General features: G+C 61.9%; 28 protein-coding genes. 15 read left to right on the plus strand and 13 right to left on the minus strand.

Annotated features, from left to right (window positions below; genetic code table 11):
* The first annotated feature begins 7 nt into the window (after positions 1-7).
* The 4 genes from OK411_RS26345 to OK411_RS26360 are packed head-to-tail and all read left to right on the plus strand — an operon-like array spanning position 8 to position 2,583.
* Positions 8-442 carry a DUF4426 domain-containing protein gene (locus tag OK411_RS26345; RefSeq protein WP_264365895.1) on the plus strand — a complete coding sequence of 145 codons (435 nt, stop codon included), beginning with the start codon at positions 8-10 and terminating at the stop codon, positions 440-442.
* Positions 439-1,035 carry an RdgB/HAM1 family non-canonical purine NTP pyrophosphatase gene (gene rdgB, locus OK411_RS26350; RefSeq protein ID WP_264365896.1) on the plus strand — a complete coding sequence of 199 codons (597 nt, stop codon included), beginning with the start codon at positions 439-441 and terminating at the stop codon, positions 1,033-1,035. Before OK411_RS26345 ends, rdgB begins: the two co-directional genes overlap by 4 nt.
* Positions 1,032-2,237 carry a radical SAM family heme chaperone HemW gene (gene hemW, locus OK411_RS26355; protein WP_225914396.1) on the plus strand — a complete coding sequence of 402 codons (1,206 nt, stop codon included), beginning with the start codon at positions 1,032-1,034 and terminating at the stop codon, positions 2,235-2,237. Before rdgB ends, hemW begins: the two co-directional genes overlap by 4 nt.
* Before the next feature lie 22 nt (positions 2,238-2,259).
* Entirely contained in the window at positions 2,260-2,583 is a 324-nt protein-coding gene (locus tag OK411_RS26360; RefSeq protein ID WP_008083808.1) for a DUF3392 domain-containing protein, read from the plus strand.
* Between the two features lie 132 nt (positions 2,584-2,715).
* On the opposite strand, the gene trmB is transcribed toward OK411_RS26360, so the two are convergent.
* The 4 genes from trmB to OK411_RS26380 form a co-directional block, all read right to left on the minus strand.
* A complete protein-coding gene (trmB, locus tag OK411_RS26365) occupies positions 2,716-3,441 on the minus strand; it encodes a tRNA (guanosine(46)-N7)-methyltransferase TrmB (protein WP_125916673.1) in 726 nt (241 codons plus the stop codon).
* Positions 3,442-3,450: 9 nt separating this feature from the next.
* The gene (locus tag OK411_RS26370) at positions 3,451-4,245 is read right to left on the minus strand and encodes a thiazole synthase (RefSeq protein ID WP_007964131.1); all 795 of its coding nucleotides are present in this window, start codon (positions 4,243-4,245) and stop codon (positions 3,451-3,453) included.
* 61 nt (positions 4,246-4,306) lie between these two features.
* A complete protein-coding gene (gene thiS, locus OK411_RS26375; RefSeq protein WP_038861193.1) occupies positions 4,307-4,507 on the minus strand; it encodes a sulfur carrier protein ThiS in 201 nt (66 codons plus the stop codon).
* A gap of 71 nt (positions 4,508-4,578) precedes the next feature.
* On the minus strand, positions 4,579-4,959 hold the full coding sequence (locus tag OK411_RS26380; RefSeq protein ID WP_136493114.1) for a DUF423 domain-containing protein: 381 nt from the start codon (positions 4,957-4,959) through the stop codon (positions 4,579-4,581).
* A gap of 74 nt (positions 4,960-5,033) precedes the next feature.
* Here OK411_RS26380 and mtgA point away from each other — a divergent pair, with 74 nt between their 5' ends.
* Positions 5,034-5,756: a monofunctional biosynthetic peptidoglycan transglycosylase gene (gene mtgA / locus OK411_RS26385; RefSeq protein WP_095181330.1), complete on the plus strand. Its 723-nt coding sequence runs from the start codon at positions 5,034-5,036 to the stop codon at positions 5,754-5,756.
* Between the two features lie 179 nt (positions 5,757-5,935).
* Here mtgA and rpoH read toward each other — a convergent pair whose 3' ends face one another.
* The 4 genes from rpoH to ftsY form a co-directional block, all read right to left on the minus strand.
* Positions 5,936-6,790: an RNA polymerase sigma factor RpoH gene (gene rpoH / locus OK411_RS26390; protein WP_016772717.1), complete on the minus strand. Its 855-nt coding sequence runs from the start codon at positions 6,788-6,790 to the stop codon at positions 5,936-5,938.
* Positions 6,791-6,905: 115 nt separating this feature from the next.
* Entirely contained in the window at positions 6,906-7,931 is a 1,026-nt protein-coding gene (gene ftsX / locus OK411_RS26395) for a permease-like cell division protein FtsX (protein ID WP_073471030.1), read from the minus strand.
* Positions 7,928-8,599 (minus strand): cell division ATP-binding protein FtsE, encoded by a 672-nt coding sequence (ftsE, locus tag OK411_RS26400; protein WP_016772715.1) that lies wholly within the window; start codon positions 8,597-8,599, stop codon positions 7,928-7,930. The genes ftsX and ftsE overlap by 4 nt, the downstream gene beginning before the upstream one ends.
* Positions 8,596-10,080 (minus strand): signal recognition particle-docking protein FtsY, encoded by a 1,485-nt coding sequence (ftsY, locus tag OK411_RS26405; protein WP_136493115.1) that lies wholly within the window; start codon positions 10,078-10,080, stop codon positions 8,596-8,598. Before ftsY ends, ftsE begins: the two co-directional genes overlap by 4 nt.
* Positions 10,081-10,424: 344 nt before the next feature.
* Between ftsY and OK411_RS26410 the strand changes: the two genes are divergently transcribed.
* The 4 genes from OK411_RS26410 (at position 10,425) to OK411_RS26425 (ending at position 14,938) form a co-directional block, all read left to right on the plus strand.
* The gene (locus tag OK411_RS26410) at positions 10,425-11,780 is read left to right on the plus strand and encodes a M16 family metallopeptidase (RefSeq protein ID WP_123441741.1); all 1,356 of its coding nucleotides are present in this window, start codon (positions 10,425-10,427) and stop codon (positions 11,778-11,780) included.
* Positions 11,773-13,263 (plus strand): M16 family metallopeptidase, encoded by a 1,491-nt coding sequence (locus OK411_RS26415; RefSeq protein WP_136493116.1) that lies wholly within the window; start codon positions 11,773-11,775, stop codon positions 13,261-13,263. The genes OK411_RS26410 and OK411_RS26415 overlap by 8 nt, the downstream gene beginning before the upstream one ends.
* Positions 13,263-13,877, plus strand: coding sequence for a 16S rRNA (guanine(966)-N(2))-methyltransferase RsmD (gene rsmD / locus OK411_RS26420; RefSeq protein ID WP_136493117.1), 615 nt, complete (start codon positions 13,263-13,265; stop codon positions 13,875-13,877). Before OK411_RS26415 ends, rsmD begins: the two co-directional genes overlap by 1 nt.
* Before the next feature lie 65 nt (positions 13,878-13,942).
* On the plus strand, positions 13,943-14,938 hold the full coding sequence (locus OK411_RS26425; RefSeq protein ID WP_136493118.1) for a hydrolase: 996 nt from the start codon (positions 13,943-13,945) through the stop codon (positions 14,936-14,938).
* A 119-nt stretch (positions 14,939-15,057) separates the two neighbouring features.
* Here OK411_RS26425 and OK411_RS26430 read toward each other — a convergent pair whose 3' ends face one another.
* Positions 15,058-15,912, minus strand: coding sequence for a sulfurtransferase (locus OK411_RS26430; RefSeq protein ID WP_264365897.1), 855 nt, complete (start codon positions 15,910-15,912; stop codon positions 15,058-15,060).
* A 31-nt stretch (positions 15,913-15,943) separates the two neighbouring features.
* Positions 15,944-16,615: a TetR/AcrR family transcriptional regulator gene (locus OK411_RS26435; RefSeq protein ID WP_016772708.1), complete on the minus strand. Its 672-nt coding sequence runs from the start codon at positions 16,613-16,615 to the stop codon at positions 15,944-15,946.
* Between the two features lie 147 nt (positions 16,616-16,762).
* On the opposite strand from OK411_RS26435, the gene OK411_RS26440 reads away from it, so the two are divergent.
* The 5 genes from OK411_RS26440 (at position 16,763) to OK411_RS26460 (ending at position 21,492) form a co-directional block, all read left to right on the plus strand.
* Positions 16,763-18,193, plus strand: coding sequence for a coniferyl aldehyde dehydrogenase (locus OK411_RS26440; RefSeq protein ID WP_264365898.1), 1,431 nt, complete (start codon positions 16,763-16,765; stop codon positions 18,191-18,193).
* Positions 18,194-18,222: 29 nt separating this feature from the next.
* Positions 18,223-18,768 (plus strand): twin-arginine translocation pathway signal protein, encoded by a 546-nt coding sequence (locus OK411_RS26445; RefSeq protein ID WP_110603632.1) that lies wholly within the window; start codon positions 18,223-18,225, stop codon positions 18,766-18,768.
* Positions 18,769-18,901: 133 nt separating this feature from the next.
* Positions 18,902-20,497: a GMC family oxidoreductase gene (locus OK411_RS26450; protein ID WP_264365899.1), complete on the plus strand. Its 1,596-nt coding sequence runs from the start codon at positions 18,902-18,904 to the stop codon at positions 20,495-20,497.
* Positions 20,498-20,612: 115 nt separating this feature from the next.
* On the plus strand, positions 20,613-21,092 hold the full coding sequence (gene coaD / locus OK411_RS26455) for a pantetheine-phosphate adenylyltransferase (RefSeq protein ID WP_003229157.1): 480 nt from the start codon (positions 20,613-20,615) through the stop codon (positions 21,090-21,092).
* 148 nt (positions 21,093-21,240) lie between these two features.
* On the plus strand, positions 21,241-21,492 hold the full coding sequence (locus OK411_RS26460; protein WP_003195146.1) for a YfhL family 4Fe-4S dicluster ferredoxin: 252 nt from the start codon (positions 21,241-21,243) through the stop codon (positions 21,490-21,492).
* A gap of 125 nt (positions 21,493-21,617) precedes the next feature.
* Here the strand turns inward: OK411_RS26460 and OK411_RS26465 are convergent, their stop codons facing one another.
* Genes OK411_RS26465 through OK411_RS26475 form a run of 3 tightly spaced genes read right to left on the minus strand, consistent with a single transcriptional unit; the run spans position 21,618 to position 23,635 of the window.
* On the minus strand, positions 21,618-21,941 hold the full coding sequence (locus tag OK411_RS26465; protein ID WP_076564452.1) for a multidrug transporter: 324 nt from the start codon (positions 21,939-21,941) through the stop codon (positions 21,618-21,620).
* Between the two features lie 56 nt (positions 21,942-21,997).
* On the minus strand, positions 21,998-22,810 hold the full coding sequence (gene mutM / locus OK411_RS26470) for a bifunctional DNA-formamidopyrimidine glycosylase/DNA-(apurinic or apyrimidinic site) lyase (RefSeq protein ID WP_122698599.1): 813 nt from the start codon (positions 22,808-22,810) through the stop codon (positions 21,998-22,000).
* Positions 22,811-22,822: 12 nt separating this feature from the next.
* Positions 22,823-23,635 carry an HDOD domain-containing protein gene (locus OK411_RS26475; protein WP_161984078.1) on the minus strand — a complete coding sequence of 271 codons (813 nt, stop codon included), beginning with the start codon at positions 23,633-23,635 and terminating at the stop codon, positions 22,823-22,825.
* 228 nt (positions 23,636-23,863) lie between these two features.
* Here OK411_RS26475 and OK411_RS26480 point away from each other — a divergent pair, with 228 nt between their 5' ends.
* Positions 23,864-24,403, plus strand: coding sequence for a type 1 glutamine amidotransferase domain-containing protein (locus OK411_RS26480; RefSeq protein ID WP_016772701.1), 540 nt, complete (start codon positions 23,864-23,866; stop codon positions 24,401-24,403).
* Positions 24,404-24,429 lie beyond the last annotated feature (26 nt).

Genomic DNA, 24,429 nt, shown 5'->3' on the forward strand with positions numbered 1-24,429 from the left:
CACGAACATGAGTCGTCTAGCGTTGCTGTTACTCACCGCCTGCCTGAGCGCCAGCGCCATGGCGGCGGACGTCATCAAAGGTGAACGCAAGGAAACCTTCGGCGACATCACGGTGCACTACAACACGTTCAACTCGACGTTCCTGCAACCGGACATCGCCAAGGCTGCCGAGCTGATTCGCAGCAAGAACCAGGGCGTGATCAACGTCTCGGTGGTCAAGGACGGCAAACCGCTGATCGCCAGCGTCACCGGCACGGTCAAGGACCTGACCAGCAACAGCGTGGCGCTGAAATTCCGCCAGGTCACCGAACAGGGCGCGATCTACTACATCGCCCAGTACCCGGTGCCGCAACAGGAAACCCGCACCTTTGAAATCAAGGTGCAGAACGGCGACAAGATCAACACCATCAACTTCAACCAAGAACTCTTTCCCGGCGAATGATGAACATCAAGCAGCTCGTACTGGCCAGCCATAACGCCGGCAAACTCAAAGAACTCCAGGCCATGCTCGGCGACTCGGTGCAACTGCGCTCGATTGGCGAATGGTGCAAGGTCGAGCCGGAAGAAACCGGCCTGTCGTTCGTCGAGAACGCGATCCTCAAGGCCCGCAATGCCGCGCGCATTTCCGGGCTGCCGGCACTGGCCGACGATTCCGGGCTGGCAGTGGACTTCCTCGGCGGCGCACCGGGCATCTATTCGGCGCGTTACGCCGACGGCCAGGGCGACGCGGCGAACAACGCCAAACTGCTCGATGCGCTGAAGGACGTGCCGCAAGCTGAGCGCGGCGCGCAGTTCGTCTGCGTGCTGGCACTGGTGCGCCACGCCGATGATCCGCTGCCGATCCTCTGCGAAGGCCTGTGGCACGGGCGCATCCTCACCGCTGCCAGCGGCGAGCACGGCTTCGGTTATGACCCACTGTTCTGGGTGCCGGAGCGCGACTGCTCCAGCGCCGAACTGAGCCCGGCCGACAAAAACCAGATCAGCCACCGCGCCCGTGCAATGGATCTGCTGCGCCAGCGTCTGGGCTTGAAATGACCGACAGCCCCTCTGCGTCGTCGCTGATCATCGGCGGCGCCGCTTCTTCGCCTCGGGCGCCGCTGCCCACCCTGCCGCCCCTGGCGCTGTACATCCACATTCCGTGGTGTGTGCGCAAATGCCCGTATTGCGATTTCAACTCGCACACCGCCAGCCCGGTGCTGCCGGAGCAGGAATACGTCGACGCGCTGCTGGCCGATCTCGACCAGGATCTGCATGCGGTGTATGGCCGTAAGCTGACCTCGATTTTCTTTGGTGGCGGGACGCCGAGCCTGTTCAGCGCCGAAGCCCTCGGACGCTTGTTGCAGGGCGTCGAGCAACGCATCCCGTTCGCCGCCGACATCGAAATCACCCTTGAGGCCAATCCGGGCACCTTCGAGCAAGAGAAGTTTGTTGCTTATCGCAAGCTGGGGATCAATCGCCTGTCGATCGGCATCCAGAGTTTCCAGCAGGAAAAGCTTGAAGCCCTCGGCCGCATTCACAACGGTGACGAAGCCGTGCGTGCGGCGGGCATGGCCCGGCAGGCCGGGTTCGATAACTTCAATCTCGATCTCATGCACGGCTTGCCCGATCAGTCGCTGGACGATGCCTTGAGCGATCTGCGCCAGGCCATCGCGCTGCAGCCGACGCACATTTCCTGGTATCAGCTGACGCTGGAGCCCAATACGGTGTTCTGGAACCAGCCGCCAGTGCTGCCGGAAGACGACACCCTGTGGGACATTCAGGAAGCCGGCCAGGCGCTACTGGCCGAGCACGGTTACGCGCAATACGAAGTGTCGGCGTATGCCCAGGCAGGGCGACCGGCGCGGCACAACCTCAATTACTGGAGTTTTGGCGACTTCATCGGCATCGGCGCCGGCGCCCATGGCAAGCTGAGCCACCCGGACGGGCGCATCGTGCGCACATGGAAAACCCGCCTGCCGAAGGACTATCTGAACCCGGCGAAAAGCTTTCAGGCCGGCGAGAAATCGCTGAGCAATGACGAGATGCCGTTCGAGTTCCTGATGAACGCCCTGCGCCTGACCGCCGGGGTCGAATCGCGCCTGTATCCGGAACGCACCGGTCTGTCGCTGGAGACCCTCGCCGAAGGCCGCCGCGAGGCCGAACAAAGCGGCCTGTTGCAGGTCGAACCGTCACGCCTGGCGGCGACCGAACGCGGCCAGCTGTTCCTCAACGACTTGCTGCAACAATTTCTGAACTGACTTCAGCTCAAAGGGAAAACGCATGGATTTGATACTCGACCTGCTGGCCACCGTCTCCCGCTGGAGCCGCAGCAATCTCTCGGAAATCGCTCTGGCGCTGGTCGGTTGCCTGCTGGTGCTGTTCGGCGCTGACTTCAAAGGCTGGGTCGAGCAACGCCTGGGCAGCATCGCCGGCGCCCTGCGCGTGCCCCTGATGGCCCTGCTCTGCCTGATCGGCAGCGGCGCCGCGCTGATCTACGCCACGCCGTGGGTGATCAAAGGCCTGAGCCAGTTCAACAACTACAGCCTGGCTCCGGTGCTGTTGGTGGTACTGGTACTGATCGGCGTCGTCGCCGACCGCCGCTGACCCCGCAAACACCCCAAAACGAAATGTGGGAGCGAGCCTGCTCGCGAAGGCGTCATGACATCCAACATCATCGTTGATTGTCAGACCGCTTTCGCGAGCAGGCTCGCTCCCACAGTTTTTATTGCGTGATGCTTAGGCGATCTTTTCGAACTTCAGATCCCACACGCCATGGCCAAGACGTTCGCCGCGGCGTTCGAACTTGGTGATCGGGCGTTCGGCCGGGCGTGGGACGCATTTGCCGTCTTCGGCAAGGTTGCGGTAGCCGGGGGCGACGTTCATCACTTCCAGCATGTACTCGGCGTACGGTTCCCAGTCGGTGGCCATGTGCAGAATGCCGCCAACCTTCAACTTGCTACGCACCAGTTCGGCGAACGAGGCCTGGACGATGCGTCGCTTGTGGTGGCGGCTCTTGTGCCACGGATCCGGGAAAAATAGCATCAGGCGATCGAGGCTGTTGTCGGCGATGCAGCGGTTGAGCACTTCGATCGCGTCGCAATCGTAGACCCGCAGGTTGGTCAGCCCTTGGGTCAGCACGCCATTGAGCAGCGCGCCGACACCCGGACGGTGTACTTCAACACCGATGAAATCCTGCTCCGGAGCAGCCGCGGCCATTTCCAGCAGCGAATGGCCCATGCCGAAACCGATTTCCAGCGAGCGCGGCGCCGAGCGGCCGAACACCTGGTCGTAATCGACCGGCGCATCGGCCAGCGGCAGCACGTACAGCGGCGCGCCCTGGTCCAGGCCGCGTTGCTGGCCTTCGGTCATGCGCCCGGCGCGCATCACGAAACTCTTGATGCGGCGGTGTTGGCGCTCGTCGCTTTCGTCCGGCTGGACAGGCGTGTCGTTCGATTCAGTCATCAATGGCTCTTACTTGATCAGACCATCCAGCGGCGAAGAGGCGCTGGCATAAAGTTTTTTCGGCATGCGGCCGGCGAGGTACGCCAGGCGACCAGCGACGATGGCGTGTTGCATGGCTTGCGCCATCATCACCGGTTGCTGGGCGTGGGCGATGGCCGAGTTCATCAGTACGGCGTCGCAACCCAGCTCCATGGCGATGGTCGCGTCGGAAGCGGTACCGACGCCAGCATCCACCAGCACCGGGATCTTGGCTTCTTCGAGGATGATCTGCAGGTTGTACGGATTGCAGATGCCCAGACCGGAGCCGATCAGACCCGCCAGCGGCATCACGGCGATGCAACCGATTTCGGCCAACTGGCGAGCGATGATCGGGTCATCGCTGGTGTAGACCATCACGTCGAAGCCTTCCTTGACCAGGGTTTCGGCGGCCTTGAGGGTTTCGATCACGTTGGGAAACAGGGTTTTCTGGTCGGCCAGCACTTCCAGCTTCACCAGGTTGTGGCCGTCGAGCAGTTCACGCGCCAGGCGGCAGGTGCGCACGGCTTCGATGGCGTCGTAGCAACCGGCAGTGTTCGGCAGGAAGGTGTAGCGATCCGGCGACAGCACTTCGAGCAGGTTCGGCTCGCCTTCGATCTGGCCCAGGTTGGTGCGGCGCACGGCGAAAGTGACGATCTCGGCACCCGAGGCTTCGATGGCCTGGCGGGTTTCTTCCATGTCACGGTACTTGCCGGTACCGACCAGCAAACGCGACTGGTAAGTACGACCGGCCAGCACAAAAGGCTTGTCGCTACGAACGATGCTCATGGGGAATCCTCTTTAAGGGTGAGGGTCTTGCAGAATTCTGTGCCCTTGCGGGCCGGGACAATCAGCCGCCGCCGATGGCGTGGACCACTTCGACGTTGTCGCCGTCGTTCAACGTGGTGTCGGCATGCTGGCTGCGCGGGACGATGTCCAGATTGAGCTCGACCGCCACCCGACGTCCGGCCAGATCCAGACGGGTGATCAGGCCCGCAACGGTTTCACCGTCGGGCAATTCAAAGGACTCGCCGTTCAACTGAATGCGCATGCACAACGCCGCCATCATTTTTAGGGGCTGGCATTCTAGCCCGATCATGACCTAAAGGTCAGTACCAAGCGTCAAGCGGTTAGCTGCAAGCGCCAGGCGGCGAGGCCGAGGCAAACCCAACCGACGAGAAACGCGAGGCCACCAAACGGCGTGATGATGCCGAGTTTGCTGATGCCGGTCATGGTCAGCAGATACAGGCTGCCGGAGAACAACACCATGCCGACGGTGAAGGACAGGCCGGCCCAAGTAATCAGGCGCCCCTGAATCTGCGTGGCCAGCAGCGCAACGCCGAACAGCGCGAGTGTGTGCACCAGTTGGTAGGTGACGCCGGTGTGGAAAATCGTCAGGTATTCCGGCGTCAGACGGTTTTTCAGGCCGTGGGCGGCAAACGCGCCCAGCGCAACACCGGTGAATCCGAAAAAAGCGGCCAGCATCAAAAAGCCACGCAGCATGGGGAACTCCAGTCAGACGCCATCGGCAGGGTCTGTATAATGGCCCGCTCCACGGGTTCGGCCAAGCCATCTCTATGCTGCGTTCAATTTTCCGTCGTCTCACGAAGGCTCTGCTCTGGTTCGCCGGTGGCAGTGTCTTGCTGGTGTTGGTGTTTCGCTTCGTGCCACCGCCGGGCACGGCGTTGATGGTCGAGCGCAAGGTCGAATCCTGGGTCGACGGCGAGCCGATTGACCTGCAGCGCACCTGGAAACCGTGGAACGAGATCTCCGATGACCTGAAAGTGGCGGTAATTGCTGGCGAAGACCAGAAATTCCCCGAGCACTGGGGCTTCGATCTGCGCGCGATTCAGGCCGCTCTGGCCCACAACGAGCTGGGCGGCTCGATTCGCGGCGCCAGCACCTTGAGCCAACAGGTGTCGAAAAACCTCTTTCTCTGGTCGGGTCGCAGTTATCTGCGCAAAGGCCTGGAAGCGTGGTTTACCGCGCTGATCGAGGTGTTCTGGCCCAAGCAGCGGATTCTTGAGGTGTACCTGAACAGTGTCGAGTGGGATGACGGCGTGTTTGGCGCTGAAGCAGCGGCGCGGCATCACTTTGGCGTGAGCGCGAAGTCATTGTCGCGCCAGCAGGCGAGTTATCTGGCGGCGGTACTGCCCAATCCACGGGTGTGGAGCGCGAGTCATCCGACCGGTTATGTATCGCGCCGTGCCGGGTGGATTCGGCAGCAGATGAGTCAGTTGGGCGGGGACAGTTATTTGCTCGGGCTGAATGATTCGCGACGGGCGCCTTGGGCTGAATAACACCGAAATACCAATGCGGGAGCGAGCCTGCTCGCGAAAGCGGTGTGTCGGCTTGCATTGATAGCACTGATAAGCTGCATTCGCGAGCAGGCTCGCTCCCACAGGGATTTGTGTTGAAACAGAAATAAAAACGCCCCGATCATCGCTGATCGGGGCGTTTTTTATTGCTGATGCGCCGGTTACGCGGCGATCGACAACTTGAGCTTGTTCATCGCGCTCTTTTCGAGCTGACGGATTCGCTCGGCCGACACGTTGTACTTCTGCGCCAGGTCGTGCAGCGTGGCTTTCTCTTCTGCCAGCCAGCGCTGGTAGAGGATGTCGCGGCTACGCTCGTCCAGCACTTCCAGCGCTTCGTGCAGGTTGGTGTTCGAGTTGTCGCTCCAGTCGGCATCTTCCAGTTGACGGGCCGGGTCGTACCGGTGGTCTTCCAGGTAGTTGGCCGGCGACTGGAAAGCGCTGTCGTCGTCGGCCTCAGCAGCCGGGTCGAAGGCCATGTCATGGCCGGTCAGGCGGCTTTCCATTTCGCGCACTTCACGTGGTTCGACGCCAAGGCTTTCCGCCACACGGTGGACTTCCTCGTTGTTCAGCCACGCCAGACGCTTCTTCTGGCTGCGCAGGTTGAAGAACAGCTTGCGCTGGGCCTTGGTGGTCGCGACTTTCACAATGCGCCAGTTGCGCAGGATGAACTCGTGAATTTCCGCCTTGATCCAGTGCACGGCGAACGACACCAGACGCACACCCATTTCCGGGTTGAAGCGCTTGACGGCCTTCATCAGGCCGACATTACCTTCCTGGATCAGATCAGCCTGAGCCAGACCGTAGCCGGAATAGCTACGGGCAATGTGTACGACAAAACGCAGGTGGGCGAGCACCATCTGCCGAGCCGCCCCCAAATCCTGCTCATAGTAGAGACTCTCGGCCAGTTCACGCTCCTGCTCCGGCGTCAGCAATGGAATGCTGTTGACGGTGTGCACATAGGCTTCCAGGTTCGCACCCGGAACCAGCGCATACGCAGGTTGCAAAGAATTGGTCATACGAAAAAACCTCCCACTTACATACTCGTGCCTCTCGGCACTGCGAAAAATTGACCGGGAACTCAGGTACAAGTTCCCATAAAAACCGCAAGGTCAATCACGCGCAAAAAAGATTCTACTTCGGCGCCAGCTCCCTGAGATGACGTGCGACTGCAATCCATGCACCGATATAACCCAACAGCACCGCGCCAAGCAAGAGCGACAGACCGTCGGCCACTGGCACGCCGGCCAGGGCGAAATCACTGCCGTACAAACCGGCCAGTCCGACCACCGCATCGTTCAGCCAGTTGAGGCCGAACGCCAATACACCCCAGGACAACAGCCCTGCACCGAAGCCATACAACGCGCCCATATACAGGAAAGGGCGGCGCACATAACTGTCAGTGCCGCCGACGAGTTTAATCACTTCTATCTCGGTGCGGCGGTTTTCAATATGAAGACGAATGGTATTGCCTATCACCAAAAGTAATGCAGACACCAACAACACCGTCAGACCGAAGACAAAGCGGTCGCCAAGCTTGAGGATGGCGGCCAGACGCTCGACCCAGACTAGATCAAGTTGCGCCTGTTGTACCTTCGGCAGCTCGGAAAGTTTTTGTCTTAATGCTTCGAGTGTCGGCTTGTCGACTTCGTTCGGTGTCACCAGCACCACACCCGGCAAAGGGTTCTCGGGCAGCTCACGCAGGGCTTCACCCAGGCCGGACTGCTGCTGGAACTCTTCCAGCGCCTGATCGCGGCCGACATATTCGGCATCAGCGACGCCCGGCATGCCTTTGATCTGCTCACGCAGCGCTTCACCCTGCTCCGGGCTGGCGTCGAGTTGCAGGTACAGGGAAATCTGCGCCGCGCGCTGCCAGGAACCGCCAAGACGCTCGACATTGTTGAGCAACAGCGACAACCCCATCGGCAGACTCAACGCCACGGCCATCACCATGCAGGTGAAGAAGCTGCCGATCGGCTGCTTGCCGAGGCGGCGCAGGCTGTCGAGAAGGCTGGCGCGATGGCTTTCGATCCAGGCGCGAAACAGCGTGGCGAAGTCCGGGCCGTCGTCATCGTCGTGCTTTTTCTTTTTCTGCGGTTGCGGATCGGCGGCCTTCGGGGCCACGCGCTCGGAAACCTTCGGACTGCGTGTCGCACTCATACCCCGGCCTCCCCGTCGCCGATCAGGCGGCCGCGTTGCAGGGTCAGCATGCGATGACGCATGCGCGCGATCAGTGCCAGGTCGTGACTGGCGATCAGCACGCTGGTGCCCAAACGGTTGATGTCTTCGAACACGCCCATGATCTCCGCCGCCAGACGCGGGTCGAGGTTACCGGTCGGTTCGTCCGCCAGCAGCAAGGCCGGGCGATGGACGATGGCGCGGGCAATGCCGACGCGCTGTTGCTGACCAGTGGACAGGTCGCCCGGGTACAGATCGGATTTGTCCGACAGTGCCACGCGCTCCAGCGCCGAATCGACGCGCTTGGCGATCTCGACCTTGGACAGGCCGAGGATCTGCAGCGGCAAGGCGACGTTGTTGAACACCGTACGATCGAACAGCAACTGGTGATTCTGGAACACCACGCCGATCTGTCGGCGCAGGAACGGAATCTGCGCGTTGCTGATGGTGCTCAGGTCTTGCCCGGCGAGCAGCAGCTTGCCGCTGGTCGGCCGTTCCATCGCCAGCAACAGGCGCAACAGCGTGGATTTACCGGCACCGGAGTGACCGGTGACAAACAAGAACTCGCCACGACGGACTCGAAAGCTCAGCTCATGCAAGCCGACGTGACCGTTCGGGTAGCGTTTACCGACCTGTTCGAAACGAATCATGAACGCTCCCGCTCGGCAAACAGCGCCTGGACAAAGGGTTCGGCTTCAAAGGTGCGCAAATCGTCGATGCCTTCACCGACGCCGATGTAGCGGATCGGCAGGCCGAACTGCTTGGCCAGGGCGAAAATCACCCCGCCCTTGGCGGTGCCGTCGAGCTTGGTCAGCGCCAGGCCGGTCAGTTCGACGGTCTGGTTGAACTGCTTGGCCTGGTTGATGGCGTTCTGGCCAGTGCCGGCGTCGAGCACCAGCAGCACTTCGTGCGGCGCGTCGGCGTCGAGCTTGCCGATCACCCGGCGAACCTTTTTCAGCTCTTCCATCAGGTTGTCTTTGGTGTGCAGGCGACCGGCGGTGTCGGCGATCAGCACATCGATGCCACGGGCCTTGGCCGCTTGCACCGCATCGAAGATCACCGAAGCGGAATCAGCGCCGGTGTGCTGGGCGATCACCGGTATCTTGTTGCGCTCGCCCCAGACCTGCAATTGCTCCACGGCCGCTGCACGGAAGGTGTCACCGGCCGCCAGCATGACTTTCTTGCCTTCCAGTTGCAGCTTCTTCGCCAGTTTGCCGATGGTGGTGGTTTTGCCGGCGCCGTTGACGCCGACCACCAGGATCACGAAAGGCTTGTTCTGCGAGGCGATTTTCAGTGGCTGTTCAACCGGTTTGAGCATCGCTGCCAATTCGGCCTGCAGAGATTTGTACAGGGCGTCGGCGTCGGCCAGCTCCTTACGTGCGACCTTCTGGGTCAGGCGCTGGATGATCTGCGTAGTGGCTTCGACGCCGACGTCGGCGGTGAGCAGACGGGTTTCGAGGTCGTCGAGCAGGTCATCATCGATGGTCTTGCGCCCGAGGAACAGGCTGGCCATGCCCTCGCCGATGCTGGCGCTGGTCTTCGACAGGCCTTGCTTGAGACGGGCGAAGAAGCCGGCTTTGGTTTCTTCGGTGCGCGGGGTTTCGACGGGCGTTTCTACAGGCGCTTCGACCGGCACGATCGGAGCGACAACCGGCGCAGCGGCAAGCGGTGCGGGCTCAGGCTCGGACGGCGGAACAACCGGGGCGGCGGGTTCAGAAATGATCGGCGCTGGCTCGACAACCGCTTCAAGCACAGGCTGCGCCGCAACCTCGGCAACCGGCGCAGGAATCACTGGCGTCACATGCGGCGCTGCTTCTTCAACCAGCGCGACCGGCTCTTCTGCCACTGGCAAGGTCAGCCACGGCTCGGCGGCGGGCGTCAGCGGCAGTTCGGGAGCGGCGGGCGCTTCCGGCTCGGCTTCAGCCTCCGGTTGCAGCACCGGCTCGGCGATCGGCAGCACAATCGGCGCCGGCTCTTCTTCTATTACAGGTGCTGGCGCGGGGGCCGGCTCAGGAATCGCGGGCGGCTGTTCGACGACGGGTTCCTGCGGTTTCTTCCGCAGCCATCCGAACAGGCTTTTCTTCTCGCCAGCCGCAGCTGGGCTCTTCTTGTCGTCGTTGGAACCAAACATGGAGGACGGCTATCTCACGGTAGCGACGCGCCAACAGGGCGCCCCGGCAAATAAATATTCGATGCAGAACAGACTGTGTTTCACCCAGCTTGTTCACGCGCAACATTTTGTCGAGGCACCGAAGGCACCTCAAGGATCGTATTAACGTTGGTCTACACCGGCAAAGATCGGCGAAAACGCGGAGTTTAGTGGGAAAAACACAACTTTTCGCCGCAAACCTATACAGCCTTATCAAACCCTGAAGCCTGATAGGCGTGGCCGCCAGTAAAACGGATCAGTATCCTAGCACCCTCTCGCCCGCCGACGCTAAGACCAAGCGGGCAGCCCAACAGGTTGAAAAACGAATGAATGCTCTTGCCCGCCGCGCTGCTGGCCTGCTGCTCAGCGCAGTCTGCCTGCCCCTTTCGGCCCTGGCGGCCGACCCGCAACCGACCCATGAATTCACCCTCGACAACGGCCTCAAGGTCGTCGTGCGCGAAGACCATCGTGCGCCGGTGGTCGTTTCGCAGATCTGGTACAAGGTCGGCTCCAGCTACGAGACTCCGGGCCAGACCGGTCTGTCCCACGCGCTCGAGCACATGATGTTCAAGGGCAGCGAAAAAGTCGGCCCCGGCGAAGCCTCGCTGATCCTGCGCGACCTCGGCGCCGAAGAGAACGCGTTCACCAGCGACGACTTCACCGCTTACTATCAGGTGCTGGCCCGCGATCGCCTCGGCGTGGCCTTCGAGCTGGAAGCCGACCGCATGGCCAACCTGCGCCTGCCGGCCGACGAGTTCGCCAAGGAAATCGAAGTCATCAAGGAAGAGCGCCGCCTGCGCACTGATGACAAGCCGATGTCCAAGGCTTACGAGCGCTACAAGGCCATGGCCTACCCGGCCAGCGGTTACCACACGCCGACCATCGGCTGGATGGCTGACCTCGACCGCATGAAAGTCGAGGAACTGCGCCACTGGTACCAATCCTGGTACGCGCCGAACAACGCCACGCTGGTGGTGGTCGGTGACGTCACTCCGGACGAAGTGAAAACCCTCGCCCAGCGTTATTTCGGCCCGGTCGCCAAACGCGACGTGCCACCGGCGAAAAAACCGCTGGAACTGGCCGAGCCCGGCGAACGCCAGATCACCCTGCGCGTGCAGACCCAACTGCCGAGCCTGATGCTTGGCTTCAACGTGCCGAGCATTGCTACCGCTGAAGACAAACGCTCTGTCAACGCCTTGCGCCTGATCTCGGCGCTGCTCGACGGCGGCTACAGCGGACGCATCCCGGCGCAACTGGAACGCGGCGAAGAGCTGGTCTCCGGCGGCTCGTCGGACTATGACGCCTACACCCGTGGCGACAGCCTGTTCACCCTGTCGGCCACGCCAAATACGCAGAAGAAAAAGACCATCGCCCAGGCCGAAGCCGGCTTGTGGAAACTGCTTGAGCAACTGAAAACCACCGCGCCGTCTGCCGAAGAGCTCGAACGCGTCCGCGCTCAAGTCATCGCCGGCCTGGTCTACGAGCGTGACTCGATCACCAGCCAGGCCACCGCGATCGGTCAACTGGAAACGGTCGGTCTGTCGTGGAAGCTGATGGACACCGAACTGGCCGATCTGGAAAGCGTGACCCCGCAAGACATCCAGAACGCCGCGAAAAAGTATTTCACCCGCGAACGTCTCAGCGTCGCCCACGTCCTGCCAATGGAGACGACTCATGAGTGAGCGCAAAACCCCACGCCTGATGCTGCTTGGCCTGATTGCTGTCGCAGTGATCGGCTCGGCAGCGGTTTATTTGTCGCCAAGCGCTGACAGCAAGGCCAGCGAAGCACTGGATAACGCCAAGTCCAGCCAGAGATTGCAATCGCTGGCCGAACTCGACGGCAAGGCTCCGGCCAGCCGCAAGCTTGATGTGCAGACCTGGAACACTGCTGAAGGCGCGAAAGTGCTGTTTGTCGAAGCGCATGAGCTGCCGATGTTCGACATGCGCCTGATCTTCGCCGCTGGCAGCAGCCAGGATGGCAACGTCCCCGGCCTCGCCGTGCTGACCAACGCCATGCTCAACGAAGGCATTGCCGGCAAAGACGTCGGCGCCATCGCTCAAGGGTTTGAAGGCCTCGGCGCCGACTTCGGCAACGGTGCGTTCAAGGACATGGCGCTGGCTTCGCTGCGCAGCCTGAGCGCACCTGAGCAGCGTGAACCGGCGTTGAAGCTGTTCGCCGATGTGGTCGGCAAACCGACCTTCCCCGCCGACTCCTTCGCGCGCATCAAGAACCAGTTGCTCGCCGGTTTCGAATACCAGAAACAGAACCCCGGCAAACTCGCCAGCCTGGAGCTGATGAAGCGTCTGTACGGCGAGCACCCGTACGCGCATTCCAGCGATGGCAATGCGCAGAGCGTGCCGAAGATCACGGTCGCGCAATTGCGCGAGTTCCATGCCAAGGCCTACGCCGCCGGCAACGCTGTGATTGCACTGGTCGGCGACCTGTCGCGAGCCGAAGCCGAGGCGATCGCCAATCAGGTCTCTTCTGCCCTGCCGAAAGGTCCGGCACTGGCGAAAATCGCCGCACCGCAGGAACCGAAGGCCAGCGTCAACCACATCGAGTTTCCGTCGAAACAGACCAACCTGATGCTCGCGCAACTGGGCATCGATCGCGACGATCCGGATTACGCCGCGCTGTCGCTGGGCAACCAGATCCTCGGCGGCGGTGGTTTCGGTACGCGCCTGATGAGCGAAGTGCGCGAGAAGCGTGGCCTGACCTACGGTGTTTATTCGGCGTTCAGCCCGATGCAGGCCCGTGGCCCGTTCATGATCAACCTGCAGACCCGCGCCGAGATGAGCGAAGGCACCCTGAAGCTGGTGCAGGACGTGCTCGCCGACTACCTGAAAACCGGGCCGACGCAAAAAGAACTCGACGATGCCAAGCGCGAACTGGCCGGCAGCTTCCCGCTGTCCACCGCGAGCAACGCCGACATCGTTGGCCAGCTCGGCGCGATGGGCTTCTATAATCTGCCGCTGAGCTATCTCGACGATTTCATGCGGCAGTCGCAGAGTCTGACTGTGGAGCAAGTCCGCGACGCCCTGAACAAACACCTGAGCACGGAGAAAATGGTCATCGTCACCGCTGGCCCGACCGTGCCGCAAAAGCCGTTACCGGCCCCATCTGATAAACCTGCCGAGCAACCGCTCGGGGTTCCGGAGCATTAATGGCCACTCGAGCACCGAAAAAACCCGTGCAAAACTTGCACAACGGCGTGAACCAGCTGCGCATCATTGGCGGCCAGTGGCGCAGCCGCAAGCTGAGCTTCCCCGACGCACCGGGCCTGCGCCCGACCCCGGATCGCGTGCGTGAAACCCTGTTCAACTGGCTCGCGCCGTATGTCGAAGGGGCGAAAGTGCTCGACCCGTTCGCCGGCAGCGGCGCGCTGTTTCTCGAAGCCCTGTCCCGTGGCGCGGCCACGGCCCAGGCGCTGGACGCCAGCAACGTTGCGGTTTCCAGCCTGAAAGAACATCTCGGCACCCTGCGTTGCAGCAACGGCCAGGTGCAAACCGCCGACGCGCTGCGCTACCTGGAAACCCAGACCGCGACGCCGTTCGACTTGGTGTTCCTCGACCCGCCGTTCAACCAGAACCTGTTGCCAGCGGTTTGTAACTTGCTGGAAGAGCGCCAATGGCTGGCGGCCGATTCGTGGATCTACACTGAAAGCGAAACAGCGCCATCGACGCTGGGCCTGCCGGGCAACTGGCGCCTGCATCGTGAACAGAAATCCGGTCGGGTTTTTTACGCGCTGTGGCAGCGCACGGCGGACATCGCCGGCTGACAAGGTCGCAAGCAACCTGCGGCGAGGGGCAAAGCTTCCTCGCCTCAAGCCCATCGAGAATCATCGTGCCCCCTTCGCCAGAACGCTTCATCCCCGCCTTCGGCCTCGGCAATCCGCATCTGCAAACCCTGTGGGGGCCGCTGTGGCGCAAGACCGTGCACATCGAGCGCGAACGCGAACGCCTGTGGCTCGAGGACGGCGACTTCCTCGACCTCGACTGGCACGGCCCGCACAGCGCCGAGGCGCCGTTGGTACTGGTGCTGCACGGTTTGACCGGCTCTTCCAATTCGCCCTATGTGGCGGGCATTCAAAAGGCCTTGGCCGACCAGGGCTGGGCCAGCGTCGCGCTGAACTGGCGCGGTTGTTCCGGCGAGCCGAATCTGTTGCCGCGCAGCTACCACTCCGGCGCCAGCGAAGACCTTGCCGAAGCCATCCAGCACCTGCGCGCGAAACGACCGTTGGCGCCGTTGTACGCGGTCGGCTATTCGCTGGGCGGTAATGTGCTGCTTAAGCATCTGGGCGAAACCGGCAGCAACAGCGGCGTGCTCGGCGCGGTGGCCGTGTCGGTGCCGTTCAGGCTCGACCAGTGCGCAGACCGGATTGGCCAGGGGTTTTCGCGGGTTTATCAGGCGCATTTCATGCGCGAAATGGTCGCCTACATCAAGAACAAGCAGCGCCAGTTCCAGCATGACGGGCGTGAAGACGGCCTGGCGAAACTGGCCGCGCTCGGCTCGCTGGAAAACATGCGTACGTTCTGGGATTTCGACGGCCGGATCACCGCGCCGCTGCATGGATTCACCGATGCCGAGGATTACTACCGCCGCGCCTCAAGCCGCTACTACCTCGGCGAAATCCGCACGCCGACGCTGATCATTCAGGCGGCGGACGATCCGTTCGTATTTCCCCACAGCCTGCCGCAAGCCGACGAGTTGTCAGCCTGCACCCGGTTCGAATTGCAGGCGCGTGGCGGTCATGTCGGCTTCGTCGATGGCTCGGTGCGCCGCCCGAGGTATTACCTGGAGCGGCGTATCCCGCAATGGCTGGCCGAGACCAGTGTGTGAACACCGCATATCCCCTGTAGGAGTGAGCCTGCTCGCGATCGCGGTGTGTCAGTCTGGAAATTCAATGCCTGACAGGACGCCTTCGCGAGCAAGCTCGCTCCCACATGGGATCAGCGATGTTATTCGCCGGTGGCAATGCCGCGCGACGGTTCGTTGATCCATTCGCTCCACGATCCGGCATACAGCGCACCCAGCGGATAGCCAGCCAGGCACAGTGCGAACAGGTTATGGCACGCCGTCACCCCGGAGCCGCAGTAGGCGACCAGTTCCGACGGTGAGCGATCGCCCAGTTTCGCGGCAAAGCGCTGCTTGAGCTGCTCGGCCGGCAAAAACCGTCCATCACTGCCGAGGTTGTCGGTGAACGCCGCACACTGCGCGCCGGGAATGTGCCCGGCGACCGGATCGATCGGTTCCACTTCGCCCTTGAAGCGCGGCAAGGCGCGGGCGTCGAGCAGGGTCAGGGTTGGCTGGCCGAGGCGCTGCTGCAATTGTTCGGCGCTGAGCAACAGGCTCATGTCCGGCTGACCACTGAAGCTGCCCGGCGTCACGCTCGGCGGATCCAGGCTCAGCGGCAGGCCGGCGGCGTGCCAGGCTTTGAGCCCGCCATCGAGAATGAATACGCCGTCGCGCTTGCCCAGCCAAGCCAGCAACCACCACGCCCGCGCCGCGTATGCACCCGGGCCGTCGTCATACAGAACCACATCGCTGTCGTTGCTGATGCCCCAGGCTTGCAGGCGTTCGATCAGCGCCGCCGGCTCGGGCAACGGATGACGCCCGGTCACGCCCTTCTCGACTTTACCGCTCAGATCCCGTTCCAGATCGGCGAAACTCGCCCCGGCAATGTGCCCTTCGGCGTAGCTGCGCTGGCCGTAATCCGGATCTTCGAGGGCAAAACGACAATCGAGAATCACCAGCCTCGGCTGCTCTTTGCGAGCGTCCAGTGCTTGTGGGCTGATCAACTGCGCAATCGACATAACGGGCTCCTGTGGAATTCGGCTGAACGGTTTATTTCACGTCTTCGAGAGCCTGCGCCAGCGGCACGTAGAACTCGTCGAACAATGCGTTGACTTCATCCCGCGCCTGATCGGTAACAAACCCTGCTTCCAGCACCAGCACCTGGTACACGCCACGCTTCACGGCCTGTTCGCTGAGGTGGTTGGAGTTTTCCCGCGTGGTGCACAGAAAACGCACCCACGAGGTCAGGATGATCCACGCGTTGAGGGTCAGCGACTCGATCTGCACGCGATCCATTTTCAGGATGCCGGCGGCGACAAAACCTTCGTAGATTGCGGCCCCCTGGATCACGCAGCGCTGGGAGAAACGCCGATAACGCGCGGCCAGTTCCGCATCGCTGTCGAGCAGATGCTCGAGGTCGCGGTGCAGAAAGCGGTAGCGCCACATGGCCGAGAGCAGTTCCTTGAGATAGAAACGCTTGTCCTCGACGGTCGCCGGGCGACCCTGAGGCGGACGCAGAAAGCTGTCCACCAGGGCTTCGTACTCACTGAACAACACGGCGATGATCGCCTGCTTGTTGGGGAAGTGGTAGTACAGGTTGCCCGGAGAAATCTCCATGTGCGCGGCGATGTGGTTGGTGCTGACGCTGCGCTCGCCCTGCTGATTGAACAGCTCCAGGCTGTTCTGAACGATGCGCTCGCTGGTTTTTATTCGTGGGGCCATGGCTTGAGCTTTAATTCAGAGTGCGTAGACGGCGCATCTTACGACCTAACCGGAAATGGATAAAACACTGACGTGCGCGGAAGTCGTTTGACTTTCTAGAGCTTAGACTCTAAAAAGTGCCCACTACAATAAAATCCGGAGCCCGCGATGACTGCCGACATTGCCTACCTGCAAACGCTGCAACAGCCTCTTGAAACCCTTGATCGGCAGTTCCAGGCACAACGCGCCGCGTACGCCGCCAACCCGATGCCACCGGCCGCACAGCGGCAACAATGGCTCAAGGCTTTGCGCGATCTGCTCAGCGCTGAGCGGCAGGCATTGATCGACGCGATCAGCGCCGATTTCAGTCACCGCAGCGCCGACGAAACCCTGCTCGCCGAGCTGATGCCGAGCCTGCACGGCATTCACTACGCCAGTCGTCACCTGAAAAACTGGATGAAGCCCTCGCGGCGCAAGGTCGGCATGGCGTTCCAGCCTGCTTCGGCTAAGGTGGTTTATCAGCCGCTGGGCGTGGTCGGCGTGATCGTGCCGTGGAACTACCCGCTGTATCTGGCCGTGGGGCCGATGGTCGGCGCCCTGGCTGCCGGCAATCGGGTGATGCTCAAGCTCAGCGAGTCCACCCCGGCCACCGGGCTGCTGCTCAAAGAGCTGCTGGCGCGGATCTTTCCCGAAGACCTGGTTAGCGTGGTGCTGGGTGAGGCGGACGTCGGCGTGGCGTTCTCGCGTCTACCGTTCGATCACTTGCTGTTCACCGGTTCCACCAGCGTCGGCAAACACGTCATGCGCGCTGCGGCGGAAAACCTCACGCCGGTCACCCTGGAACTGGGCGGCAAGTCGCCGGCCATCGTCTCCAGAGACGTACCGCTCAAGGACGCCGCCGAACGCATCGCCTTCGGCAAAACCCTCAACGCCGGGCAGACCTGCGTCGCGCCCGACTATGTGCTGGTGCCGGAAGACCGCGTCGGCGCTTTCGTCGAGGCCTATCGTCAGGCTGTGAGAGGTTTCTACCCGACCCTGGCCGACAACGTCGACTACACCGCGATCATCAACGAACGCCAACTGGCCCGGCTGAACGGATACGTCAGCGACGCGACCAGCAAGGGCGCACTGCTGATCCCGTTGTTCGAACAAGGCCAGGGCCGACGCATGCCGCACAGCGTGCTGCTCAATGTCAGCGATGAGATGACCGTGATGCAGGACGAAATCTTCGGCCCATTGCTGCCAATCGTGCCCTACCGCGATCTGGAGCAGGCATTCGCTTACATCAATCAGCGGCCTCGTCCTCTGGCTCTTTACTACTTTGGCTACGACAAACGCGAACAGCATCGCGTACTGCACGAGACCCATTCCGGCGGCGTATGCCTGAACGACACCTTGTTGCATGTGGCTCAGGACGATATGCCCTTCGGTGGCATCGGCCCCTCGGGCATGGGCCATTACCACGGCCACGAAGGTTTCCTGACCTTCAGCAAGGCCAAGGGCGTGCTGATCAAACAGCGCTTCAACGCGGCCCGGCTGATCTACCCGCCCTACGGCACATCGATTCAGAAACTGATTCAGAAACTGTTCATTCGCTAAACGTTCGTCGACGCCGGGTAATAACAACAATGCACCCAAGCCTGACCGAAACACCCGCCCTGTCGCGCCGTGGCCTGCTGAAATTCAGCCTCGGCGCCAGCGCGTTTCTCGCCACCGCCGGCCTTGGCGCCAGCCTCACTGGCTGCTCGTCTAGCATCAGCGCCAACGGCTTTGTCGTTTTGCGCGACGGCGACTTACTGTTCCTGCGCGCGCTAATCCCGGTGATGCTCGACGGCGCCGTTGCCGTCGGGGAAATGCCCGCGGCGGTCGACGGCACGCTGAAGTCGCTGGACTACAGCCTCGATCACGTGTCGCCGGAAATGCTCAAGCTCACTCGGCAACTGTTCGACGTGCTGGGCATGGCCGTGACCCGTGGCCCGCTTACCGGCATCTGGGGCAGTTGGGGAAATGCCAGCCCTGAAGCGATGCGGCATTTCCTCGAACGCTGGGAGAACAGTTCACTGAGCTTGCTGCGCATGGGCCATAGCTCATTGCAGCAGATGGTGATGATGGCCTGGTACACCCGCGCCGAATCCTGGGCGCATTGCGGTTATCCCGGGCCGCCTAAGGTCTGAAACCGGGGCGCGGCCTTCGCGAGCAGGCTCGCTCCCATATTTGAAATGCATGTCCCTGTGGGAGCGAGCCTGCTCGCGAAGGGGCCAGCCGCCACACACACCCGCATCCAGAATAATAAAGAGAACCTGACCGATGCCCGTACCCGATCCCTTCCGCGAAGGCCTTGCCCGAGGCTGGAAAATCTACAACGGCGCGCAACTGAGCGACGACCTCACCCTCGAAGCCGACGTGGCGATCATCGGCAGTGGCGCCGGCGGCGGCACCACGGCGGAGATCCTCAGCGCGGCCGGCTACAAAGTCCTGCTGATCGAAGAAGGCCCGCTGAAGACCAGTTCGGATTTCAAACTGCTCGAAGACGAGGCCTACAGCAGCCTCTACCAGGAAGGCATCGGGCGCATGAGCAAGGACGGCGCGATCACGATCCTGCAGGGCCGCGCGGTCGGCGGTACGACGCTGATCAACTGGACCTCAAGCTTCCGCACGCCCGAGCCGACCCTCGAACACTGGGCCAGCGAGCACAACGTCAAAGGCCATAGTCCGGCAGAGATGGCGCCGTGGTTCGAAAAAATGGAGCAGCGCCTCGGCGTCGCGCCGTGGATGGTGCCGCCCAATGCCAACAACGATGTGATCCGCAAAGGCTGCGAGCAACTCGGCTACAGCTGGCACGTGATCCCGCGCAACGTTCGCGGTTGCTGGAATCTCGGCTATTGCGGCATGGGCTGTCCGAGCAACGCCAAGCAATCGATGATGGTCACGACCATCCCGGCGACGCTGGAAAAGGGCGGCGAGCTGCTGTATCTCGCGCGGGTGGAGAAACTGCTGATCAGTGGCGACAAGGTTACCGGGCTGCATTGCGTGGCGATGGACGAGCGCTGCGTCGAGCCGACCGGGCGCAGCATCACCGTCAAGGCGCGGCATTACGTGCTGGCCGGCGGCGGCATCAACAGCCCGGCGCTGTTGCTGCGCTCCGACGCGCCGGATCCGCATGAGCGCGTGGGCAAGCGCACCTTTCTGCACCCGGTGAACATGTCCGCCGCGCGTTTCGCCGAGGTGGTCAATCCGTTCTACGGCGCGCCGCAGTCGATTTATTCCGACCATTTTCAATGGAAGGACGGCACCACCGGGCCGATGGCGTTCAAACTCGAAGTGCCACCGCTGCACCCGGCGCTGGCTGCCACACTGCTCGGTGGTTTCGGCAAGGAAAACGCCCAGCATATGGCCGACCTGCCGCACACCCACGCGATGCTGGCGCTGCTGCGCGATGGCTTTCACCCGGACAGCAGCGGTGGCTCGGTGGAGCTGCGCGGTGATGGCTCGCCCGTGCTCGACTATCAGGTTTCGCAGTACGCCTGGGACGGTTTGCGTCGGGCCTTTCACGTCATGGCCGAAATCCAGTTCGCCGGCGGCGCGCAATCGGTGATGCCGATGCACGCCGACGGCCGCTATGTGAAGACACTGGCCGAGGCGCGCTCAATGATCGATGGACTGAGCCTGGAGCTGTACCGCACGCGACTCGGCAGCGCCCATGTGATGGGTGGTTGTGCGATGGGTGAAGATCCGCAAAGCGCGGTCGCTGACAGCCTCGGCCGCCATCATCAACTGCGCAATCTGTCGATTCACGACGGCTCGCTGTTCCCCACCAGCATCGGCGCCAACCCCCAGCTGTCGGTGTATGGCCTGACCGCGCAACTGGCGACAGCCTTGGCTGACCGACTGAAAAATCCATGAAAAAGCAGAATATTCCTATCGTCTATAGTGCTTTCTTACCCAACAGGCGACTTGGCCGACCGGGAAGGCTGCGATACCATCCGACTCCCCAACGGACTCCCGCCAGGACGACGCGATGAACCGAGTGTTGTACCCAGGTACCTTCGACCCTATTACCAAGGGCCATGGCGATCTGGTCGAACGCGCCTCGCGCCTGTTCGATCACGTGATCATTGCGGTCGCCGCCAGCCCGAAAAAGAACCCGCTGTTCCCGCTGGAACAACGGGTCGAACTGGCTCGCGAGGTCACCAAACACCTGCCTAACGTGGAAGTGGTCGGTTTCTCGACGCTGCTCGCGCATTTCGCCAAAGAGCAGAACGCCAATGTGTTCCTGCGTGGTCTGCGCGCGGTGTCGGACTTCGAATACGAATTCCAGCTGGCCAACATGAACCGCCAACTGGCGCCGGATGTGGAGAGCCTGTTTCTCACGCCGTCGGAGCGTTATTCGTTCATTTCCTCGACGCTGGTGCGGGAGATTGCCGCGCTGGGCGGCGATATCAGCAAGTTCGTCCACCCGGCCGTGGCCGACGCGCTGACCCTGCGCTTCAAGAAGTAGGAGCTGCCGCAGGCTGCGATCCTTTTGTTTTTGGATCGCAGCCAAAGAGTGCCCTTGATCGCCCCCGCGTGCACTGCGCTCGCCAATGCGGCACAATTGCGCGCATTGATTTATAGCGCCCGGGCCTGCCGCCCCGGCTGGAGTTAGCATGTCCCTGATCATCACCGACGATTGCATCAACTGCGACGTCTGCGAACCCGAGTGCCCGAACGCCGCCATTTCCCAAGGCGAAGAGATCTACGTGATCGACCCGAACCTGTGCACCCAGTGCGTCGGCCACTACGACGAACCGCAGTGCCAGCAGGTCTGCCCGGTGGATTGCATTCCACTGGACGAAGCCCATCCGGAGACTGAAGAACAGTTGATGGAGAAGTACCGCAAGATCACCGGCAAGGCCTGATCACTTCAGCGCCTGTACCGCCCTCTTCGCGAGCAGGCTCGCTCCCACATTTGCAATGCATTCCCCTGTGGGAGCGAGCCTGCTCGCGAATGGGCCATCAGCCACACCACTGAAACCCGATCAGCTCACTCGCGCTGCTCAAACCCCTCCCCTGTACACCCCAGACACCGCACAAACGCCGCTTTCGCCGGGTCAACCACCAGCGCCTGACCGGCATCGCCAACACCGCCGCCCAGTGCGGTAAACGGCAACGACACCACAAACGCTCCCGCACCGATCACCGTGGCCACCACCAGCAAAGGTCGGGCAATCAGCAGGTCGCCAAGCATGGCGTAGGCCGGGGGATTCTGGATGGTGTAACGCGGATCACCGCTGCCGGTTTCCGAGGCCTGAACGGCCAGGCTGGAACACAACAGCAGCGTGACGAAGAAGACTTGCAGGACTTTCATGGCACGATCCTTCGGGCTGAGCAGTGAGACTTCTCACTATAGACCGAAGGATTTTTTCAGGTCTGGCAGCGCGGGCAAAACACGCTGGCGCGCTGGCCCAGCTTCACTTCGCGCAGGCCGCTACCGCAGACCTTGCAGTGCTGACCACCGCGGCCGTAGACAAACAGTTCCTGCTGGAAATAGCCCGGCTGACCATCTCCGCCAATGAAATCGCGCAGCGTCGTGCCGCCACGCTCGATGGCGGCGGCGAGGATGCGTTTGATCTCGATTGCCAGTTTCAAGTAACGCCCGCGGGAAATGCCCCCGGCTTCGCGGCGCGGATCGATGCCGGCGGCGAACAGCGCTTCGGTCGCGTAGATATTGCCGACCCCGACCACCACCGCGTTGTCCATGATGAACGGCTTGACCGCCATCGAGCGCCCGCGTGACAGCTGGAACAGGCGCTCGCCATCGAACAGATCGGTCAGCGGCTCCGGCCCGAGGCGAATCAGCAGTTCGTGATTGAGCGGGTCGTTGCTCCACAGCATCGCACCGAAGCGTCGCGGGTCGGTGTAGCGCAAGGCCAGTCCCGATTCCAGTTCAATGTCGACGTGTTCATGCTTCAACGCCGGCAACCCGGCCTCTACCAGACGCAAATTGCCCGACATGCCCAGGTGGCTGATCAGCGTGCCGATCTCGGCGTTGATCAACAGGTACTTGGCGCGCCGCTCGACCAGCACGATGCGCTGCCCGGACAGACGCACATCGAGGTCTTCGGGGATCGGCCAGCGCAGGCGCCGGTCGCGGACGATGACCCGGCTGACCCGCTGGCCTTCGAGGTGCGGGGCGATCCCGCGACGGGTGGTTTCGACTTCCGGCAGTTCAGGCATGTTGTCCTCGGATCAATGCGCGCCGAGGTCGCGAATCGTTTGTTTGAGTGTTTCGAAGTCGTAGTCCGACAGACCGACGTAATCGAGCACCAGCGGGCCGACCGCGTTCCACTCGAAATCTTCACTCTGGTTGCCCAGCACGCGATAAGAGGCGCAGATGTGCTCGGCCATTTTCAGAATCGCCAGCAAGTTTTTCAGCTGGCTGTTCTTCGACGATTCGTCGCTGAAAATCGCCAGCGCATTGTGGTGGTTGGCGATGGCGGCGCTGACATGCTCCGGCAGGCGCCAGGACTTGGCGGTGTAGTAACCGACCACGGCGTGGTTGGTGTTGAACACACGGTTTTCCGTATCGACCACGCGGCATTCCGGGCTGGCGCTGGCGTAGGCCTCTTCCAGCACGGTCATGTAATTGGGGAAACGCTGCAGCATCAATGGCACGCCGCAATCGTGGAACAGGCCCAACGCATAGGCTTCGTCACCGGCCTGGGTGCCGATGCGCTTGGCGAGGGTCAGGCAGGTCATCGCCACATCCTGCGCGGTGTCCCAGAAACGGTTGAGGGTGACGATGGTGTCGTCGTTCATCTCGCCCTTGATCGACTGCGCGTTGATCAGGTTGATGATCGAGCGGCTGCCCAACAGGTTCACCGCACGCTGGATCGAGGTGATCTTGTTGCTCAGGCCGTAATACGGCGAGTTGACGATTTTCAGCAGCGCGCCGGACAGACCGGGGTCCTGGGAGATCAGTTTGGCGATCACCTCCAGGTCCGGGTCGGGCATGTACTGCTCCATTTGCAGATCCACCATGATCTGCGGTTGCGCCGGCACACTGATGCCTTGCAGCGATTGTTGAATCTGTTCGGTGGTCAGCTCTTGGGACATAAGTACACACTCCGGGGCAGGCGGCGATTCTAACCGCTGAAACCGCAGGGCGACACACCGATGGGCACATCGCCGGAACTTTCATCTGTGCGCAGGCTTCGGAATCTGTAGGGCGCATCGGACCTCATCGGTCCGCTGCGAAGGCAAAATCTCCACAGACTCAGGAGCTTACCGATGGCAACTTCCCTCAATGGCAAACGCGTCGCTATTTTGGTTACCGATGGTTTCGAACAGGTCGAAATGACCGGTCCCAAGGATGCCCTGGAGCAGGCCGGCGTGCAGGTCGATATCCTCTCGGCCGAGGCCGGCACCGTCAAAGGCTGGAACCATGACAAACCGGCCGACGACTTCCCCGTCAGCAACACTTTCCAGGCTGTGAGCGTCGATCAATACGATGCCGTGCTGCTGCCGGGTGGTGTGCAAAATTCCGACACCATCCGTATCGACCAGGATGCTCAGCATCTGGTCAAGACTGCCGCTTCGGCGGGCAAGCCGATTGCCGTGATCTGCCACGGCAGCTGGTTGCTGATCTCGGCAGGACTGGTCAATGGCAAGACCATGACCAGCTACAAAACGGTCAAGGACGATCTGGTCAATGCCGGGGTCAACTGGGTCGACCAGGAAGTGGTCAAGGACGGCAACCTGATCAGCAGCCGACAGCCGGATGATGTGCCGGCGTTCAGTCAGGCCCTGATTGACGCACTGGCTGCATAAGAGCTGCTTTCGCGAGCAGGCTCGCT

It is taken from the genome of Pseudomonas sp. RG1 (genome assembly GCF_025910115.1).
GTDB lineage: Bacteria > Pseudomonadota > Gammaproteobacteria > Pseudomonadales > Pseudomonadaceae > Aquipseudomonas > Aquipseudomonas atacamensis.

Excerpts from the sequence above, each read along its gene's own strand:
- OK411_RS26345 (WP_264365895.1), top strand. The coding sequence starts at position 8 with ATGAGTCGTCTAGCGTTGCTGTTACTCACCGCCTGCCTGAGCGCCAGC.
- rdgB (WP_264365896.1), top strand. The coding sequence starts at position 439 with ATGATGAACATCAAGCAGCTCGTACTGGCCAGCCATAACGCCGGCAAA.
- hemW (WP_225914396.1), top strand. The coding sequence starts at position 1,032 with ATGACCGACAGCCCCTCTGCGTCGTCGCTGATCATCGGCGGCGCCGCT.
- OK411_RS26360 (WP_008083808.1), top strand. The coding sequence starts at position 2,260 with ATGGATTTGATACTCGACCTGCTGGCCACCGTCTCCCGCTGGAGCCGC.
- trmB (WP_125916673.1), bottom strand. The coding sequence starts at position 3,441 with ATGACTGAATCGAACGACACGCCTGTCCAGCCGGACGAAAGCGACGAG.
- OK411_RS26370 (WP_007964131.1), bottom strand. The coding sequence starts at position 4,245 with ATGAGCATCGTTCGTAGCGACAAGCCTTTTGTGCTGGCCGGTCGTACT.
- thiS (WP_038861193.1), bottom strand. The coding sequence starts at position 4,507 with ATGCGCATTCAGTTGAACGGCGAGTCCTTTGAATTGCCCGACGGTGAA.
- OK411_RS26380 (WP_136493114.1), bottom strand. The coding sequence starts at position 4,959 with ATGCTGCGTGGCTTTTTGATGCTGGCCGCTTTTTTCGGATTCACCGGT.
- mtgA (WP_095181330.1), top strand. The coding sequence starts at position 5,034 with ATGCTGCGTTCAATTTTCCGTCGTCTCACGAAGGCTCTGCTCTGGTTC.
- rpoH (WP_016772717.1), bottom strand. The coding sequence starts at position 6,790 with ATGACCAATTCTTTGCAACCTGCGTATGCGCTGGTTCCGGGTGCGAAC.
- ftsX (WP_073471030.1), bottom strand. The coding sequence starts at position 7,931 with ATGAGTGCGACACGCAGTCCGAAGGTTTCCGAGCGCGTGGCCCCGAAG.
- ftsE (WP_016772715.1), bottom strand. The coding sequence starts at position 8,599 with ATGATTCGTTTCGAACAGGTCGGTAAACGCTACCCGAACGGTCACGTC.
- ftsY (WP_136493115.1), bottom strand. The coding sequence starts at position 10,080 with ATGTTTGGTTCCAACGACGACAAGAAGAGCCCAGCTGCGGCTGGCGAG.
- OK411_RS26410 (WP_123441741.1), top strand. The coding sequence starts at position 10,425 with ATGAATGCTCTTGCCCGCCGCGCTGCTGGCCTGCTGCTCAGCGCAGTC.
- OK411_RS26415 (WP_136493116.1), top strand. The coding sequence starts at position 11,773 with ATGAGTGAGCGCAAAACCCCACGCCTGATGCTGCTTGGCCTGATTGCT.
- rsmD (WP_136493117.1), top strand. The coding sequence starts at position 13,263 with ATGGCCACTCGAGCACCGAAAAAACCCGTGCAAAACTTGCACAACGGC.
- OK411_RS26430 (WP_264365897.1), bottom strand. The coding sequence starts at position 15,912 with ATGTCGATTGCGCAGTTGATCAGCCCACAAGCACTGGACGCTCGCAAA.
- OK411_RS26435 (WP_016772708.1), bottom strand. The coding sequence starts at position 16,615 with ATGGCCCCACGAATAAAAACCAGCGAGCGCATCGTTCAGAACAGCCTG.
- OK411_RS26440 (WP_264365898.1), top strand. The coding sequence starts at position 16,763 with ATGACTGCCGACATTGCCTACCTGCAAACGCTGCAACAGCCTCTTGAA.
- OK411_RS26445 (WP_110603632.1), top strand. The coding sequence starts at position 18,223 with ATGCACCCAAGCCTGACCGAAACACCCGCCCTGTCGCGCCGTGGCCTG.
- OK411_RS26450 (WP_264365899.1), top strand. The coding sequence starts at position 18,902 with ATGCCCGTACCCGATCCCTTCCGCGAAGGCCTTGCCCGAGGCTGGAAA.
- coaD (WP_003229157.1), top strand. The coding sequence starts at position 20,613 with ATGAACCGAGTGTTGTACCCAGGTACCTTCGACCCTATTACCAAGGGC.
- OK411_RS26460 (WP_003195146.1), top strand. The coding sequence starts at position 21,241 with ATGTCCCTGATCATCACCGACGATTGCATCAACTGCGACGTCTGCGAA.
- OK411_RS26465 (WP_076564452.1), bottom strand. The coding sequence starts at position 21,941 with ATGAAAGTCCTGCAAGTCTTCTTCGTCACGCTGCTGTTGTGTTCCAGC.
- mutM (WP_122698599.1), bottom strand. The coding sequence starts at position 22,810 with ATGCCTGAACTGCCGGAAGTCGAAACCACCCGTCGCGGGATCGCCCCG.
- OK411_RS26480 (WP_016772701.1), top strand. The coding sequence starts at position 23,864 with ATGGCAACTTCCCTCAATGGCAAACGCGTCGCTATTTTGGTTACCGAT.